At 73.9% G+C, this 15,763-nt stretch carries 15 protein-coding genes; 8 read left to right on the top strand and 7 right to left on the bottom strand.

Going from position 1 to position 15,763, the window contains the following annotated elements:
• Positions 1 to 99 precede the first annotated feature (99 nt).
• Positions 100 to 837, top strand: coding sequence for a TrmH family RNA methyltransferase (locus tag VR44_RS42085; protein ID WP_094191336.1), 738 nt, complete (start codon positions 100 to 102; stop codon positions 835 to 837).
• On the opposite strand, the gene VR44_RS00625 is transcribed toward VR44_RS42085, so the two are convergent.
• Positions 745 to 1,752: a hypothetical protein gene (locus VR44_RS00625; protein WP_245691569.1), complete on the bottom strand. Its 1,008-nt coding sequence runs from the start codon at positions 1,750 to 1,752 to the stop codon at positions 745 to 747. The two genes, VR44_RS42085 and VR44_RS00625, sit on opposite strands and share 93 nt — an antisense overlap.
• 113 nt (positions 1,753 to 1,865) lie before the next feature.
• Between VR44_RS00625 and VR44_RS00620 the strand changes: the two genes are divergently transcribed.
• A complete protein-coding gene (locus tag VR44_RS00620) occupies positions 1,866 to 2,495 on the top strand; it encodes a MerR family transcriptional regulator (RefSeq protein WP_045945332.1) in 630 nt (209 codons plus the stop codon).
• 81 nt (positions 2,496 to 2,576) lie between these two features.
• Here the strand turns inward: VR44_RS00620 and paaN are convergent, their stop codons facing one another.
• Complete coding sequence (gene paaN / locus VR44_RS00615; RefSeq protein ID WP_045945331.1) at positions 2,577 to 4,241, bottom strand: phenylacetic acid degradation protein PaaN; 1,665 nt, start codon at positions 4,239 to 4,241, stop codon at positions 2,577 to 2,579.
• Between the two features lie 168 nt (positions 4,242 to 4,409).
• Between paaN and VR44_RS00610 the strand changes: the two genes are divergently transcribed.
• Both VR44_RS00610 and VR44_RS00605 read left to right on the top strand, forming a co-directional pair.
• Positions 4,410 to 5,954, top strand: coding sequence for a 3-hydroxyacyl-CoA dehydrogenase (locus tag VR44_RS00610; protein WP_045945336.1), 1,545 nt, complete (start codon positions 4,410 to 4,412; stop codon positions 5,952 to 5,954).
• Positions 5,951 to 6,538: a TetR/AcrR family transcriptional regulator gene (locus tag VR44_RS00605; protein ID WP_045945330.1), complete on the top strand. Its 588-nt coding sequence runs from the start codon at positions 5,951 to 5,953 to the stop codon at positions 6,536 to 6,538. Before VR44_RS00610 ends, VR44_RS00605 begins: the two co-directional genes overlap by 4 nt.
• Before the next feature lie 41 nt (positions 6,539 to 6,579).
• On the opposite strand, the gene VR44_RS00600 is transcribed toward VR44_RS00605, so the two are convergent.
• Entirely contained in the window at positions 6,580 to 7,188 is a 609-nt protein-coding gene (locus VR44_RS00600) for an Lrp/AsnC family transcriptional regulator (RefSeq protein WP_094191335.1), read from the bottom strand.
• A gap of 179 nt (positions 7,189 to 7,367) precedes the next feature.
• On the opposite strand from VR44_RS00600, the gene pdhA reads away from it, so the two are divergent.
• From pdhA to VR44_RS00585, 3 genes are read left to right on the top strand one after another with little or no spacing between them, the layout of a single operon-like run.
• Positions 7,368 to 8,504 (top strand): pyruvate dehydrogenase (acetyl-transferring) E1 component subunit alpha, encoded by a 1,137-nt coding sequence (pdhA, locus tag VR44_RS00595; protein ID WP_045945335.1) that lies wholly within the window; start codon positions 7,368 to 7,370, stop codon positions 8,502 to 8,504.
• Positions 8,501 to 9,508 carry an alpha-ketoacid dehydrogenase subunit beta gene (locus tag VR44_RS00590; RefSeq protein WP_045945328.1) on the top strand — a complete coding sequence of 336 codons (1,008 nt, stop codon included), beginning with the start codon at positions 8,501 to 8,503 and terminating at the stop codon, positions 9,506 to 9,508. Before pdhA ends, VR44_RS00590 begins: the two co-directional genes overlap by 4 nt.
• Complete coding sequence (locus VR44_RS00585; RefSeq protein ID WP_045945327.1) at positions 9,508 to 10,824, top strand: dihydrolipoamide acetyltransferase family protein; 1,317 nt, start codon at positions 9,508 to 9,510, stop codon at positions 10,822 to 10,824. The genes VR44_RS00590 and VR44_RS00585 overlap by 1 nt, the downstream gene beginning before the upstream one ends.
• 101 nt (positions 10,825 to 10,925) lie before the next feature.
• Here VR44_RS00585 and VR44_RS00580 read toward each other — a convergent pair whose 3' ends face one another.
• A complete protein-coding gene (locus tag VR44_RS00580) occupies positions 10,926 to 12,053 on the bottom strand; it encodes an FAD-dependent monooxygenase (RefSeq protein WP_045945326.1) in 1,128 nt (375 codons plus the stop codon).
• Between the two features lie 82 nt (positions 12,054 to 12,135).
• Here VR44_RS00580 and VR44_RS00575 point away from each other — a divergent pair, with 82 nt between their 5' ends.
• The gene (locus VR44_RS00575) at positions 12,136 to 12,696 is read left to right on the top strand and encodes a TetR/AcrR family transcriptional regulator (RefSeq protein WP_045945325.1); all 561 of its coding nucleotides are present in this window, start codon (positions 12,136 to 12,138) and stop codon (positions 12,694 to 12,696) included.
• A 14-nt stretch (positions 12,697 to 12,710) separates the two neighbouring features.
• Here the strand turns inward: VR44_RS00575 and VR44_RS00570 are convergent, their stop codons facing one another.
• The 3 genes from VR44_RS00570 to VR44_RS00560 all read right to left on the bottom strand — a co-directional run.
• Positions 12,711 to 13,688 carry an NAD(P)H-quinone oxidoreductase gene (locus tag VR44_RS00570; RefSeq protein ID WP_045945324.1) on the bottom strand — a complete coding sequence of 326 codons (978 nt, stop codon included), beginning with the start codon at positions 13,686 to 13,688 and terminating at the stop codon, positions 12,711 to 12,713.
• A 22-nt stretch (positions 13,689 to 13,710) separates the two neighbouring features.
• Entirely contained in the window at positions 13,711 to 14,811 is a 1,101-nt protein-coding gene (locus VR44_RS00565) for a potassium channel family protein (protein ID WP_045945334.1), read from the bottom strand.
• On the bottom strand, positions 14,799 to 15,763 hold a 965-nt coding region (locus VR44_RS00560; RefSeq protein ID WP_045945323.1), incomplete at its 5' end, for a molybdopterin molybdotransferase MoeA. The genes VR44_RS00560 and VR44_RS00565, both read right to left, overlap by 13 nt.

Genomic DNA, 15,763 nt, shown 5'->3' with positions numbered 1-15,763 from the left:
CCCCGCGCCTCAAACGCCGGCGAGGCTGGATAGTCCCCGGCGAGGCCGGATAGTCCCCCGCGAGGCCGGATAGTGCCTGGTGGGCCGTAGGGTCGGGGTATGAGTGTGGTGCGGGAGTGGGGCGAGAATGCCGGGCGGGACGACGTTGTGGTGCTCGACGGGTTCCATGCGCTGAAGCACGCCCTGCGGTTCGGGGCCGAGGTGGTGGCCGTCGTGGCCGAGGAGCCCGAGGGGGTGCGGGCCCTCGCCGCCGAGCTCGCGCCCGACGTGGAGGAAGCGGTCGTGCGGCTCGTGCGCCGGGGGGAGCTCAAGGGGCTGCTGCCCCGGGTGCACCCCACCGGGGTCGCGGCCCTCGCCGTGCGGCCCGACCGGGACGCAGGGCGGGCCGCCCTCGCGCGGACGCCCCGCCCCGCGCCCGTCGTACTGCTCGACAACCCGCGCAACCTCGGCAACGTCGGAGCCGTCGTCCGCCTCGCGGCGGGCTTCGGCGCCACCGGTGTGGTGACCCGCGGCGACCTCGACCCCTGGCACCCCAACGTGGTCCGTGCCGGGGCCGGGCTGCACTACGCCACGACCGTCGACCGGCTGGAGCTGGACGAGCTCCCGCCCGGGCCCGTGTACGCGCTCGACCCGGAGGGCGAGGACATCCGCGGCCTGGTCCTGCCCGACGACGCCCTGCTGGCCTTCGGCTCCGAGCGGCACGGGATCTCGCCCGAGCTGCGGGCCCGGGCCGACCACCTGGTCTCACTGCCGATGCGGCCCCAGGTGTCCAGCTACAACCTCGCCACCAGCGTCGCCATGACCCTCTTCCACTGGGGCGGTCCCGCCGCGCAGTGACAGCACGGCGCCGAGCGCGCCGGCCAGCACGATCGCCGCGCCCGCGCCGAGGGTGGCCCCGTCCGGGTGGACCAGCGGCAGGCCGCGCAGGGCCTGCCAGGTCAGCAGGGTCAGTACCGCGGCATAGGCGGCGCCCGCCACCAGCACCAGCCTCAGCCGCACCCGCTCGTCGTACAGCCGGACGAAGCGCGGGGCGAGGGCGGCCAGCGCCAGGGCCAGCAGCGGCAGCAGCTGGAGCGCGTGCATTCCGACGAAGTGCGGGATCCGCAGGTCGCCGCCGGTGGTGGACCAGCCGGTCAGCGGCAGGCCCGGGCCGCCGTCCGGGACGCCCACGCTGTGGCCGCCGGTGATCGGCGGGTCCTCCAGGGCCGCCGCGCGCTGCTCCGCGGTGGGCCGGGTCATCAGGAAGCCGAGTCCGGCCCCGGTGAGGGTGAGCACCGCGGCGATCCGGATCGACCAGGTGGTCGCCCGGTCGGCGAGGCGGGCGCGGAAGAGCAGGACGGCGATCACGAGCGTGGTCGTCCACAGCGCCACCGCCATGAAGGCCATGCCCTGGTACACGGCCGAGTCGAAGGGCGTCGCGTTGTTGAAGTGGCTGCGCCGACCACGCACCACCTGGCCGGTGATCAGCACCATCTCCACGGCGCCCGCCGCGACGAACCCCGTCCCGGCCCACCAGGCCGGCCTGTGCAGCCGTGGCCGGGCCCGGCCCAGCAGTGTGATCATCCAGGCGAGGCCGAGGGCGTAGCCCACGAAGGAGAGGGCGAACTTCAGCGGCTTGGCCCAGATCGGCGCGCCCATGAGGACGCGGTCGTCGAGCAGCAGTCCGGCGGCGGAGCCGGCCGCCCACACCACCATGACCGCCGCGAACACCACCAGCGGCCGGTGCCATGTGCGTAACGAAGCCCAGTTCATCGGTGTCATTCCAGCCAACCCCCGTAATGGATAGTGACACTTGCCGCTATCTGATAGCGCCACTATCTATGATGTGGCGGCAAGAGGGCAAGCGGAAAAGAACGGAAAACGCGGTGCGTATCGGCGAGTTGAGCCGCCGGACCGGGGTGACGGTCCCGACGATCAAGTACTACGTGCGGGAGGGTCTGCTCCCGCCCGGTGAGCTGACCAGCCCCAACCAGGCGAGCTACGGGGACCCGCACGAGCGGCGCCTGCGGCTGATCCGGGCCCTGCTGGAGGTCGGCGGGCTCTCGCTGGCCGCCATCGGGGAGGTCCTGGCGGCGGTGGACGACCGGGAGCGGCCGGTGCACGACATGCTGGGTGAGGTGGCCGACCGGCTGGTGGCGGAGCATGCCGGGGAGCCGGACGCGGAGACGGTCCTGGCCCGGGAGAGGGTGGCGCGGCTGATCGCGGAGCGGGGCTGGGACGCCGACCCGGACAGCCCGGCGGGCGCGGCGCTGACGGCGGCGCTGGCGGCGCTGGCCCGGGTCGGGCACGGCGCTTTCATCGAGGTGCTCGACGCCTACGCGCGGGCCGCCGAGGAGGTGGCCCGCGCGGACCTGGAGTTCACGGCGCGCCGGGTGGACCGCGAGGACCTCGTTGAGACGGTCGCCGTCGGCACCGTGCTCGGTGACGCCATGTTCGCGGCCCTGCGCAGGCTGGCCCAGACGGACGCCTCCTCCCGCACTTTCTCGACGGAGTAGCGGGAGGGGGCGTCCGCCCGGGGCCGGCCGGCCGACGGGCCTGGTCCAGGTGGACCAGGCCGGCGGATCCGGCCCGGTGGATCAGGCCTGGCGGCGGACCTCCACCACGCGGAAGCGGTTCGAGACGAACGCCCCGTCGCACAGCGCGGCGTTCGCCGCCGGGTTGCCGCCCGAGCCGTGGAAGTCGGAGAAGGCCGCGGTCTGGTTGACGTAGACCCCGCCCGTCAGGTTCAGCGACAGCTGCGCCGACTCCTCCAGGCAGACCTCCTCGATCGCCCGCTCGGTGTCCGCGGAAGTGGTGTACGCGCCCACCGTCATCGCGCCCTTCTCCCGCACCGTGCGGCGCAGCAGTTCCAGGGCGTCGGCCGTGGAGTCCACCGCCACCGCGAAGGAGACCGGGCCGAAGCACTCCGACAGGTAGGCCGCCTCCGGGTCCTGCTTGCCGGCGTCCAGCTTCACGATCACCGGGGTCCGTACGACCGCGTCGGGGAACTCGGGGTTCGCCACCTCGCGGGAGGCCAGCGCGACCTCGCCCAGGCCGGCCGCCGCCTCCAGGCGGGCCTTGACGTCCGGGTTGACCAGGGCGCCCAGCAGCGCGTTGGCCCGGGCGTCGTCGCCCAGCAGGCCGCCGACCGAGGCGGCGAGGTCGGCGACGACCTCGTCGTACGACTTGTGCCCGGCGTCCGTCTCGATGCCCTCGCGGGGGATCAGCAGGTTCTGCGGGGTGGTGCACATCTGGCCGCTGTAGAGCGAGAGGGAGAAGGCCAGATTGGACAGCATGCCCTTGTAGTCCGAGGTCGAGTCGACGACGACGGTGTTGACGCCGGCCTTCTCCGTGTAGACCTGGGCCTGGCGGGCGTTGGCCTCCAGCCAGTCGCCGAACTCCGTCGACCCCGTGTAGTCGATCAGCTTGATCTCGGGCCGGACCGCCAGGGTCTTGGCGATGCCCTCGCCCGGCCGCTCGACCGCCAGCGCCACCAGGTTCGGGTCGAAGCCCGCCTCGGCCAGCACCTCGCGGGCCACCTTGACGGTCAGGGCCAGCGGGAGGACGGCGCGCGGGTGCGGCTTGACCAGGACGGCGTTGCCGGTGGCCAGGGAGGCGAACAGGCCGGGGTAGCCGTTCCAGGTGGGGAAGGTGTTGCAGCCGATCACCAGCGCGATGCCGCGCGGCACCGCCGTGAAGGTCTTGCCGAGCTCCAGCGGGTCGCGCTTGCCCTGCGGCTTGGACCAGTCCGCCTGGCCGGGGACCCGGGTCTGCTCCTCGTACGCGTAGGCGACGGCCTCCAGGCCGCGGTCCTGCGCGTGGGGGCCGCCCGCCTGGAAGGCCATCATGAAGGCCTGGCCGCTGGTGTGCATCACCGCGTGCGCGAATTCGTGGGTGCGGGCCGAGATGGAGACCAGGGCGCGGGTCTCGGGACCGGCGTCCCGCCAGGCGGCGATGCCGGCCTTCATCGCGGGCAGCAGCACGTCCGCGTCGGCGTGCGGGTACTCCACGCCCAGCTCCGGGCCGTACGGGGAGACCTCGCCGCCGGTCCAGCCGTCGGTGCCGGGCTGGTCGAGGTCGAAGCGGGTGCCGCGGACGGCCTCGAAGGCGGCGAGCCCCTCGGCCGGGGCGGTCTCCCCGTAGGCCTTCGGGTGCTCGGGGTGCGGGGACCAGTAGGCGCGGCTGCGGATGGCAGCCAGCGCCTGGTCCAGGGTGGGCCGGTGCTTCTCGGTGAGCTGGGAGAGGGTGAGCTCGGCGGCCATCAGGGACCAACTCCTCGTTGAGCCGGGCAGGATCAGGCTGGTTCTCAGCGTGAGATCAGGCAGGGGCGGGTGAAGAAGAGCAGACTGGAGTTAGAGTAACCGAACGATCGGTCGGGACAAGAGGGCCCGGCAGGACCTGTGGACAACCCGGTGCGGGAGGATCAGGACATGACAGCAATCGAGCGGTCCCGCACTGTGGCGGTCGTCGGCGCCGGCACCATGGGACAGGGAATCGCCCAGGTGGCCCTCCTCGCAGGTCACCGCGTGCTGATCCACGACATCGACGGCGCCCTCGCCGCGACCGGCGCCTCCCTCGTCCGCGACCGCGTCGAGCGGATGGCCGCCAAGGGACGCCTCGACCCGGCCGAGGCCGAGGACGCGGCCGGCCGGATCCGGGCGGCCGACGGCCTGGCCGGTCTCGCGGACGCCGCGCTCGTCATCGAGGCCGTCGTCGAGGACGTCAGCGTCAAGCGCGCCCTCTTCGCGGCACTCGAAGAGGTGGTTTCGCCGGACACCCTGCTGGCCACCAACACCTCCTCCCTCTCCGTCACCGAGCTCGCCGCCGGCCTCGCGCACCCCGGCCGCTTCCTCGGCCTGCACTTCTTCAACCCGGCCCCGCTGCTCCCCCTCGTGGAGGTGGTGAGCGGCTCCGCCACCGACCCGGCCGCCGCCGAGCGCGCGTACCGCACCGTCCTGGGCTGGGGGAAGACGCCGGTCCGCTGCGCCGACACCCCCGGCTTCATCGTCAACCGGATCGCCCGCCCCTTCTACGCCGAAGCCTTCGCCGTGTACGAGGAGCAGGGCGCCGACCCCGCGACCATCGACGCCGTCCTGCGCGAGAGCGGCGGCTTCAAGATGGGCCCGTTCGCGCTGACCGACCTGATCGGCCAGGACGTCAACGAGGCCGTCACCCGCTCGGTCTGGGAGTCCTTCTTCCGCAGCCCCAAGTTCACCCCCTCGCTCGCCCAGCGCCGGCTCGTCCAGTCGGGCCGCCTCGGCCGCAAGTCCGGGCACGGCTGGTACCCGTACGGCGAGGGCGCGCAGCCGCCCGCGCCGCGCACCGCCGGTCCCGAGGAGGCGCCGGCGAAGGTGACCGTGGTGGGCGACCTCGGCCCGGCCGCCGCCCTGGCGGGGCTGATCGAGGAGGCCGGGATCGCGGTGACCTCCACCGCGCACGGCGGCCCGTACATCCAGCTGCCCGGCGAGGGCCAGCTGGTGCTCGCCGACGGCAAGACGGCCGTCGAGTTCACCGACGTCGTCTACTTCGACCTCGCCCTGGACTACCGCGACGCCACCCGGATCGCCCTGTCGGTCAGCGCGGACACCAGCGAGCGCACCCTCGCCGAGGCCGTCGGCCTCTTCCAGAAGCTCGGCAAGAAGGTCTCCGTCATCGGCGACGTCCCCGGCATGATCGTCGCCCGGACCGTGGCCATGCTGATCGACCTCACGGCCGACGCGGTGGCCCGCGGCGTGGCCTCCGCCGAGGACATCGACACCGCGATGCGGCTCGGCGTCAACTACCCGCTGGGCCCCTCCGAATGGCACGCGCGGGTCGGCCGGGACTGGGCCTACGACCTCCTGCACCACCTGGATGAGCGCTGTCCCGGCGGCCGCTACGCACCCTCCCTGGCCCTCTTCAAGCTGGGCTACGCGGACGACGGCGAAGCGGACGGGGACGACGGGGGCGAAGCGGCGGAGGAGGGCACCGGATGACCACGGCCAGGCGGGACACCTACACCCCCGAGACGCTCCTGTCGGTGGCGGTGCAGGTCTTCAACGAGCGCGGCTACGACGGCACGTCCATGGAGCACCTCTCCAAGGCCGCCGGCATCTCCAAGTCCTCGATCTACCACCACGTCGCGGGCAAGGAGGAGCTGCTGCAGCGCGCCGTCAGCCGGGCGCTGGACGAGCTCTTCGCGGTCCTGGAGGAGCCCGGCGCCCTGCGCGGCCGGGCGGTCGCCCGCGTCGAGTACGTCACCCGCCGCACGGTCGAGGTCCTCGTCGCGGAACTCCCGTACGTCACCCTGCTGCTGCGGGTGCGCGGGAACACCCGCACCGAGCGCTGGGCCCTGGAGCGCCGCCGCGAGTTCGACCACCAGGTGGCGGAGCTGCTCAAGGCCGCCGCCGCGGACGGCGACCTGCGGGCGGACATGGACATCCGGCTGGCCACCCGGCTGCTCTTCGGCATGGTCAACTCGCTGGTCGAGTGGTACCGCCCGCACCCGGGCACGACCCCCGACCAGCTCGCGGACGCGGTGGTCAGCATGGCCCTGGACGGCCTGCGCACGAAGTCCTGACGTCCCGGGAGGAGAGCGGGAGCCCTCCTCCCGGCCCCTCCTCAGTCCTCCGCGAGCGCCGGGCCGCCGGCGGGCGGGCCCGGGTCCAGCAGGTCCGTTTCCTCGAACACCAGCAGCGTGCGGGTGGAGAGCACCTCCGGGATGGACTGCAGACGGGTCAGCACCAGCTCCCGCAGGGTCCGGTTGTCCGCCGTGTGGACCAGCAGCAGGACGTCGAAATCCCCGCTGACGAGTGCGATGTGGGCGGCCCCCGGCAGCTCGCGCAACTTCTCCCGCACCGTCCGCCACGAGTTCTGGACGATCTTCAGGGTGATATAGGCGGAAGCGCCCTGACCTGCGCGTTCGTGGTTCACCCGAGCCGTGAATCCGCGGATCACCCCGTCGTCGATCAGCCGGTTGATCCGGGCGTACGCGTTGGCGCGCGAGACGTGCACCTGCTCGGCCACCGACCGTATCGACGCGCGGCCGTCCGTCTGGAGCAGCCGCATGATCGACCGGTCGATCGGGTCGAGCGGGCGGGGCGCGGCGGCCGGCGCCGGCGGCACCGGCGGGGCGGGCACCGGCGCGGCCGGAGGGGCCGGTGGGGCTGCCGGGGCGGCCCCCGGTGAAGCCGGTACGGAGCCCGCTGCGGCCATTTGTTCATCCGGCATTGCCCACTGCCTCCCTCTGCTGGACGTCCTGCACCCATCCCAGGGCCCCGTCGCCAGTTTGTCCACAGCCTGGAGCCGCCTGTAGCCAAATTGCGCCGACGACCGAACAATCGGTAGGTGAGGCACCCCACAACCGGGGAGTCCTTCTGCCCGCTTCCCACGAGGAGGTGTACGCCGCCATGACGGTCCAAGAGCTGCCCGGTGCCGGTGCGTCCCACCGTGTCACCCCGCCGCCCGCCTGGAGGCCCCGTACGGAGGCCGCTCCGCTGCTTCCGGACCCGGAGCCCTACCGGGTCCTGGGCACGGCGGCCGCCGAGCACCTCGACCCCGCGCTGATGCGCCGCTACTACGCCGAGCTGGTGCGGGGCCGCCGCTACAACGCGCAGGCCACCGCGCTGACCCGGCAGGGCCGTCTTGCCGTGTACCCCTCCACCGTCGGGCAGGAGGCCGCCGAGATCGCGGCCGCGCTGGTCCTGGAGGAGCAGGACTGGCTCTTCCCCAGCTACCGCGACACCCTCGCGGCCGTGGCGCGCGGACTGGACCCCGTACAGGCGCTGACCCTGCTGCGCGGTGACTGGCACACCGGCTACGACCCGCGCGAGCACCGCATAGCCCCCCTGTGCACCCCCCTCGCCACCCAGCTCCCGCACGCGGTGGGCGTGGCGCACGCCGCGCGGCTGCGCGGGGACGACGTGGTCGCGCTCGCCATGGTCGGCGACGGCGGCACCAGCGAGGGCGACTTCCACGAGGCGCTGAACTTCGCGGCCGTCTGGCAGGCCCCGGTGGTCTTCCTGGTGCAGAACAACGGCTTCGCCATCTCCGTCCCCCTCGCCAAGCAGACGGCCGCCCCGACCCTGGCCCACAAGGCCGTGGGCTACGGCATGCCGGGCCGGCTGGTCGACGGCAACGACGTCGCCGCGCTCCACGAGGTCCTCACCGAGGCCGTGAAGCGGGCGCGCTCGGGCGGCGGCCCGACCCTGATCGAGGCCGTCACCTACCGGATGGAGGCCCACACGAACGCCGACGACGCGACCCGCTACCGCTCCGACTCCGAGGTGGAGGCCTGGAAGGCGCACGACCCGGTCGGGCTGCTGGAGCGCGAGCTGACCGGACGCGGCTGGCTCGACGAGGCCGGCATGCAGGAGGCGCGGGACGCGGCGGAGGCGATGGCGGCGGACCTGCGCGAGCGGATGAACGCCGAGCCCGTACTGAACCCGATGGACCTCTTCGCGCACGTCTACGCCGAGCAGACCGGCCGGCTGCGCGAGCAGGCGGCCATGCTGCGCGCGGAACTGGAAGCTGAGGACGACGCATGACCACGGTGGCTGAGCAGGGGGTCAAGCCCGCGACGATGGCGCAGGCGCTGACCCGGGCCATGCGCGACGCGATGGCCGAGGACCCCACCGTCCACGTGATGGGCGAGGACGTCGGCACGCTCGGCGGGGTCTTCCGGATCACCGACGGGCTCGCGAAGGAGTTCGGCGAGGACCGGGTGACGGACACGCCGCTCGCGGAGGCCGGCATCCTCGGCACGGCGGTCGGCATGGCCATGTACGGGCTGCGGCCGGTCGTGGAGATGCAGTTCGACGCGTTCGCCTACCCGGCCTTCGAGCAGCTCATCTCGCACGTGGCGAAGATGCGCAACCGCACCCGGGGCGCGATGCCGATGCCGATCACCATCCGCGTGCCGTACGGCGGCGGCATCGGCGGCGTCGAGCACCACTGCGACTCCTCCGAGGCCTACTACACGGCCACCCCCGGGCTCACCGTCGTGACCCCGGCGACGGTCGAGGACGCGTACGGGCTGCTGCGCGAGTCGATCGCGAGCGACGACCCGGTGGTCTTCCTGGAGCCGAAGCGGCTCTACTGGTCCAAGTCGCCGTGGTCGCCGGAGGCCCCCACGGCCGTCCCGGGCATCGGCAAGGCCCTGGTCCGCCGGGCCGGTACGAGCGCCACCCTGATCACGTACGGCCCGTCGCTGCCGGTCTGCCTGGAGGCGGCCGAGGCGGCGCGCGAGGAGGGCTGGGACCTGGAGGTCGTGGACCTGCGCTCCCTCGTCCCCTTCGACGAGGAGACCGTCGTCGCCTCCGTACGGCGTACCGGGCGCGCGGTGGTGGTCCACGAGGCCGGCGGCTTCGGCGGGCCGGGCGCGGAGATCGCGGCCCGGGTGACGGAGCGCTGCTTCCACCACCTGGAGGCGCCGGTGCTGCGCGTGACGGGCTTCGACATCCCGTACCCGCCGCCGATGCTGGAGAAGCACCACCTGCCCGGTGTGGAGCGGATCCTGGACGCGGTGGCCCGCCTGCAGTGGGAGAACTGATGCCGCAGGTCATGGAATTCAAGCTGCCGGACCTCGGCGAGGGGCTGACCGAGGCCGAGATCGTGCGGTGGCTGGTGGCGGTGGGCGACGTCGTCACCATCGACCAGCCGGTCGTCGAGGTCGAGACGGCCAAGGCGATGGTCGAGGTGCCCTGCCCGTACGGCGGTGTGGTCACCGCCCGGTTCGGCGAGGAGGGCGAGGAGCTGCCGGTCGGCGCCCCGCTGATCACCGTGGCGGTGGGTGCGGAGTCGGCGCCGGACGGGGCGGAGGCGGAAGGTGCCGCCAACGCGCCCCGGCCGCTGATCGGGTACGGCTCGGACCACTCGCGCCCGACGCGTCGGCGGCGGGTGCGACCCGTCACCGCCGCGGTGTCGGCGCCCGTCGCGGCCCCGGCCCCGGCGGCGGCCCCGGTGCCGGCGGCTCCTGTGGCTCCGGCGGCTCCGGCCGGGCCGGTGCCCGTCATCTCGCCGCTGGTGCGCAAGCTGGCCCGGGACAACGGGGTCGACCTGCGGGCGCTGCGCGGATCCGGGCCCGAGGGCCTGATCCTGCGGGCCGACGTGGAAGCCGCGCTCCGGGCCCCCGAGCCCGTGGCCGTTCCCGTGGCCGCCCCCGTGGCAGTGGCCGCGCAGGGCGAGCGCATCCCCCTCAAGGGCCTGCGCGGTGCCGTGGCGGAGAAGCTCTCGCGCAGCCGGCGCGAGATCCCCGAGGCCACCTGCTGGGTCGACGCGGACGCCACCGAGCTGATGGCGGCGCGGGCCGCGATGAACGCGGTGGACGGCCCGAAGATCTCGGTGCTCGCCCTGCTGGCCCGGATCTGCACCGCCGCGCTGGCGCGCTACCCGGAGCTCAACTCCACGGTGGACCTCGCGGCGAACGAGATCGTCCGGCTCCCGGGCGTGCACCTGGGCTTCGCCGCGCAGACCGAGCGCGGGCTGATGGTCCCGGTCGTCCGCGACGCCCATACGCGCAGCCCGGAGTCCCTCTCGGCGGAGTTCGCCCGGCTGACGGAGCTGGCCCGGGCCGGGAAACTGGCCCCGTCCGACCTCACGGGGGGCACGTTCACCCTGAACAACTACGGGGTGTTCGGAGTGGACGGCTCCACGCCGATCATCAACCACCCCGAGGCGGCCATGCTGGGGGTGGGGCGGATCATCCCGAAGCCGTGGGTGTACCGGGGGGAGCTGGCCGTCCGTCAGGTCGTTCAGCTGTCGCTGACCTTCGACCACCGGGTGTGTGACGGAGGGGCCGCAGGGGGGTTCCTCCGGTACGTGGCCGACTGCGTCGAGAACCCGGCGGTGCTGCTGAGGTCCCTGTAGGGGGTCGGGGGGCGCTGCGGGGAGGCTGCTCCCCGCCCCGCCCTTCACCCACCCGCCGGCGTTCGAGCGCGCCGGGCGCGGAGCGTGCGCGGCAACCCGTGTCACGGCAGCGGGAGGGCCGGTGGCGTCCAGGTCGCCGGGCGGAGGATGGCTCGGACGGTGGCTCCCGAGGGGGCCAGACGGAGGGCCGTGTCGCGGGCGGACACCGCGAGGGGGTGGGTGAGGGCGTGGCCCATGCGGCCCGCCCGGCGCGCGGCCCGGGCCACCGCCTGGGTGCGGGGACGGCGTACCGCGTCGTAGCGGGACAGCGCCGCGGCCACCGGCCCGCCACCCGCCAGCTCCGCCGCGAGGACCACCGCGTCCTCCAGGGCCTGGCACGCCCCCTGCCCCAGGTTCGGGGTCATCGCGTGCGCCGCGTCCCCCAGCAGGGCGACCCGCCCGACGGCGTACGCCGGCAGCGGGGTCACCAGCTCGTGGACGTCGTGGTGCAGGACGTCCTCGGGCCGGGTCGCCGCCAGGAGCCGTCCCACCTGCGGGTGCCAGTTCGCGAAGCGGCGCCCCAGGACCCGCAGCGGGTCCGGGTGCCGGATCCCCGCCGGGGCCTTCAGCACCGCGTGCCATTCGGCGCGGCCGTCCGCGAAGCCGATGTGCCCGAACTCCGCCCCCGGCCCCCAGGTGAGCGCGAAGTCCTCGTCCGTGCGGACCGGCTCGGCGGTGATGGCGCGCAGCACCGTCGAGCCGCTGTAGACCGGCCCGGGGTGGTCCGGGAAGAGGCCGGTGCGGATGGCGCTGCGGAGGCCGTCCGCCGCCACGACCAGGTCCGCGTCGGGGTCGGTGGCGAGGGTGCCGGACCCCGTCCGCAGGCAGTGCGCCGGGAGGGCCTCCCGCAGCAGGCGGTGGAGGGTCGCGCGGGGGATGCCGGCCATCGGTGTGCCGAGGGCCCGTTCGAGGGCCCTGCCGTCCATGCGGGACAGCCAACGGCCGTCGGGGGTGCGGGTTCCGCCCGTGTACTGGGGGTGGGCGGCCGCCCGGACCGCCGTGCCCACGCCCAGTGCGTCCAGTGCGCGGATCCCGTTGGCGGCGAGGGAGATCCCCGCGCCCGCGTCCTCGAGCACGGGGGCGCGCTCCAGGACCCGGACCTCCCACCCCGTGCGGTGCAGCCCGAGGGCCGCCGCGAGTCCGCCGATGCCGCCGCCGATGACCAGAGCCCGTCGAGCCGTCGTCCCCATGATCGCGCCCCTCCCGTTTCTACACCTGTAGAAGACCTGGGGTGGAGAGTACCCCGGGCTTCTACAGGTGTAGAAAGAGGGGGTGAGTGAAGAACGACGGATCCTGCTGGCCGATGCCGCGATCGAGGTGCTGGCCGAGCTCGGCATGCGCGGGCTGACCCACCGTGCGGTCGACCGGGCCGGCGGGCTGCCCCCGGGGACCACCTCCGCCTACCTGCGGACCCGTGCCGCCCTGCTGACCGCGCTGGTGCGCCGCCTCGTGGACCGGGACCAGGCCGAGCTCCAGGCCGCCGGGGAGCACACCGCGCTGCCGCTCACCCCCGCCGAGCTCACGGACGGGCTCGTCGCGCTCACCACGGCCCGGCTCACGGGAGAGGGGCGGATGCGCTCGCTCGCCCGCTACGCCTGCGTGCTGGAGAGCGTCCGGGATCCGGAGCTGCGGGAGATCCTCGTGCCGCGCGAGAACGCCGGGCGGGACGTCGTGCGTGCCTTCCTGGCCGCGCACGGCGTCCCCGACCCGGAGTCCCGCACCCTCAGCCTGCTGGCCTGTGTCGACGGCCTGGTGCTCGAACACCTGCCGACCGGGGCCACCGGCGTCCCCCGGGAGGCGCTGGAGGGGCTGGTCGCCGCCGCCCTCCGCTGAGCCGCGCCAGAACGTCAGAAGGTCAGCAGGAGCTTGCCCACGTGGGCGCTGGACTCCAGGACGCGGTGGGCTTCCGCGGCCTCCGTGACGGGGTACGAGGCGTGGACCACCGGACGGACCCGGCCCGCGTCGATCAGGGGCCACACGTGCTCGCGGACCGCCGCGATGATGGCCGCCTTCTCCTCCAGCGGACGCGCCCGCAGCGAGGTCGCCGTGATGGCCCCCCGCTTCGCCAGCAGCATCCGCAGGTCCAGCTCCGCCTTCACCCCGCCCTGGAAGCCGATCACCGCCAGCCGGCCGTTCATGGCCAGCGCCTCCAGGTTCCGGCCCAGGTACTTGGCACCCATGATGTCCAGGATCACGTCCGCCCCGGCCCCGCCGGTCGCGGCCTTCAGCTCCTCCACGAAGTCCTGCTCGCGGTAGTCGATCAGGATGTCCGCGCCGAGCTCCGCGCAGCGCGCCAGCTTCTCCTTACCGCCCGCCGTCACCGCCACCCGCGCCCCGACGGCCTTGCCCAGCTGGACCGCCATGGTGCCGATGCCGCTCGAACCGCCGTGCACCAGCAGGGTCTCGCCCGGCCGCAGCCCGGCGACCATGAACACGTTGGACCACACGGTCGCGACGACCTCCGGCAGTGCGGCCGCCGCCACCAGGTCCACGCCCTGCGGGACCGGCAGCAGCTGGCCCGCCGGGACGGCGACCTTCTGCGCGTACCCGCCGCCCGACAGCAGGGCGCACACCTCGTCGCCCACCGCCCAGCCGGAGACGCCGGGCCCCAGCGCGGCGATGCGTCCGGAGCACTCCAGGCCGGGATAGGGCGAAGCCCCCGGCGGCGGATCGTAGAACCCCTGCCGCTGCAGGACGTCGGCGCGGTTCACGGCGCTCGCCGCGACCTCGACGAGCACCTCGCCCTCGCCGGCCACCGGATCGGGTACGTCGGCCCAGACGAGGGCCTCGGGGCCGCCCGGCTGCTCGATGGTGATCGCATGCATGGCCCGGAATCTACCGCGCCCGCTACTCCGCCGGGCCGAGGGTGACCTGAGGGGTCGTCGGAGGAGTGGCGCGGACGATGGTGATCAGGCGGTCCGTCAGCTGGAGGGGGCTCGCGTGCGGGTCGTCGTACGGGAGCAGCCGGTGCCCGCGCACCACGCTGACCACCAGGTCCTCGGTCTCCCGGACGCCCCGCCCGACCTCCGACCGGTTCACCGGCCGCTCGATCAGGTCCAGGCCGCTGCCCTGATGGATCAGGTCCTCCATCACCGCGCCCGCCCTCGGGCTGAGGACGGACAGCCCCAGCAGCCGTCCGGCGGCGCTCGCGCTCGTGATGACGGCGTCCGCTCCGGACTGCTTCAGCAGCGGCGCGTTCTCCTCCTCGCGGACAGCCGTGACGATCTTCGCTCCCCGGTTGAGCTGCCGGGCCGTCAGGGTGACCAGGACCGCCGTGTCGTCCCGCTGGGTGGCGATGATGACCTGACGGGCCTTCGGCAGCTCGGCGCGCAGCAGGACGTCCGAGCGGGTGGCGTCGCCAACGACCCCGGTGAACCCCTCCGCGTTGGCCATGTCGATGACCTTGGCGCTGGGATCGACGATGACGACCTGTTCCTTCGGGAGGCCCGTCGCCAGCAGGGTCTGCAGCGCCGAGCGGCCCTTGGTGCCGAATCCGACGACGACCGTGTGCTCGCGCAAGTTCTTCCTCCAGCGGTTCAACCGCCACTCTTCCCGGGTGCGTTCGGTCAGGACTTCCAGGGTGGTGCCGACCAGGATGATCAGGAACAGCACGCGCAGCGGGGTGATCAGCAGGATGTTGACCAGCCGTGCGCTGTCGCTGTACGGGACGATGTCGCCGTAGCCGGTCGTCGACAGGGTGACGGTCGCGTAGTAGACGGAGTCGACGAAGCCGACCTTGTCGTCGGCGTTGTCGTGGTAGCCCTCCCGGTCGAGCCACACGATCAGGACCGTCAGGCACAGGACGAACAGCGCCATCAGCAGGCGCTTGGTGACCTGGCGCAGAGGCCTCCCCACGACCCGCTTGGGGAGTTTGACGCGGCGCGCGACGAGCTTCTCGTCGGCGCCGCGTGCCATCGCGTCCTGGCCGTGGAGTTTCACGTGAAACATCCCCCGGCCGCCCACGGCAGGTCGAGGACCTCCAGTTCCTGCCCGCTCCGCGCTCCGTGCGGCGGTACGACGGCCAGCGCGTCGGCGGCGGCCACCCCGCGCAGCATCGCCGGGCCGTTGTAGCGCAGCGGTACGGCGTGCTCGTCGGTCAGCAGGACCGGCACCAGCCGGGTGTCGTACGGGTGCCCCGGCACGTCGCCCTGTACCGGCACGGCGTAGCGGGGGCGCTGGCGGCGGCCGGCGAGGGCCCGCAGCAGCGGTTCGGCGAGGGTCAGCAGGCCGGACACGGCGGCGAGCGGGTTCCCGGGCAGCCCGACGACGTGGCGGCCGTCCGTCCGGTCGCCGAGCCGGGCCAGCAGCATCGGGTGTCCGGGGCGCACGGCGACGCCGTCCACGAGGAGCTCGGCGCCGGCCCGCTCCAGCACGGGGTGGACGTGGTCGACGGGGCCGGAGGCGGTACCGCCGGTGGTGACGACCAGGTCGGCGGTGGAGCCGCTGACCGCCTGGAAGACGCTGACCGCCTGGAAGAGGGCTTCGGCCCCGGCCGGGTCGTCGCCGAGCCGCCGGGTGGAGACCACCTCGGCTCCGATGCGGGTGATCCAGGGGCCCAGCATGGGGCTGAGGGCGTCGCGGATCAGCCCGTCGTGCGGGCGGCCCTCGGTGAGCAGTTCGTCGCCGAGGACGAGGATCTCCACGCGCGGCCGGGGCCGGGTGACGAGCTCGTCGTACCCGGCGGCCGCGGCCAGGCCGAGGACGGCGGGGGTGACGAGGGAGCCGGCCGGGAGCAGCGCGTCGCCGGAGCGGCACTCCTGGCCGCGCGGGCGGATGTCCTGGCCGGTCGTGACGGGCCGGGTGGCGTACAGCTGGCTGCCGGACTCGCGGGCGTGCTCGCTGCGGATCACGGCGGTGGTGTCCGGGGGGATCCGGGCGCCGGTGGCGATCCGTACGGCCT

The organism is Streptomyces katrae, from assembly GCF_000966975.1.
Taxonomy (GTDB): domain Bacteria; phylum Actinomycetota; class Actinomycetes; order Streptomycetales; family Streptomycetaceae; genus Streptomyces; species Streptomyces katrae.
Note: the sequence above shows the minus strand (reverse complement) of the source record. Positions and strands in the feature narration are given on the sequence as shown.

What these genes read in the sequence shown, in the direction of transcription:
- VR44_RS42085 (WP_094191336.1), top strand. Translation starts at nt 100, where the DNA reads ATGAGTGTGGTGCGGGAGTGGGGCGAGAATGCCGGGCGGGACGACGTT.
- VR44_RS00625 (WP_245691569.1), bottom strand. Translation starts at nt 1,752, where the DNA reads ATGAACTGGGCTTCGTTACGCACATGGCACCGGCCGCTGGTGGTGTTC.
- paaN (WP_045945331.1), bottom strand. Translation starts at nt 4,241, where the DNA reads ATGGCCGCCGAGCTCACCCTCTCCCAGCTCACCGAGAAGCACCGGCCC.
- VR44_RS00610 (WP_045945336.1), top strand. Translation starts at nt 4,410, where the DNA reads ATGACAGCAATCGAGCGGTCCCGCACTGTGGCGGTCGTCGGCGCCGGC.
- VR44_RS00605 (WP_045945330.1), top strand. Translation starts at nt 5,951, where the DNA reads ATGACCACGGCCAGGCGGGACACCTACACCCCCGAGACGCTCCTGTCG.
- VR44_RS00600 (WP_094191335.1), bottom strand. Translation starts at nt 7,188, where the DNA reads ATGCCGGATGAACAAATGGCCGCAGCGGGCTCCGTACCGGCTTCACCG.
- pdhA (WP_045945335.1), top strand. Translation starts at nt 7,368, where the DNA reads ATGACGGTCCAAGAGCTGCCCGGTGCCGGTGCGTCCCACCGTGTCACC.
- VR44_RS00590 (WP_045945328.1), top strand. Translation starts at nt 8,501, where the DNA reads ATGACCACGGTGGCTGAGCAGGGGGTCAAGCCCGCGACGATGGCGCAG.
- VR44_RS00585 (WP_045945327.1), top strand. Translation starts at nt 9,508, where the DNA reads ATGCCGCAGGTCATGGAATTCAAGCTGCCGGACCTCGGCGAGGGGCTG.
- VR44_RS00580 (WP_045945326.1), bottom strand. Translation starts at nt 12,053, where the DNA reads ATGGGGACGACGGCTCGACGGGCTCTGGTCATCGGCGGCGGCATCGGC.
- VR44_RS00570 (WP_045945324.1), bottom strand. Translation starts at nt 13,688, where the DNA reads ATGCATGCGATCACCATCGAGCAGCCGGGCGGCCCCGAGGCCCTCGTC.
- VR44_RS00565 (WP_045945334.1), bottom strand. Translation starts at nt 14,811, where the DNA reads ATGTTTCACGTGAAACTCCACGGCCAGGACGCGATGGCACGCGGCGCC.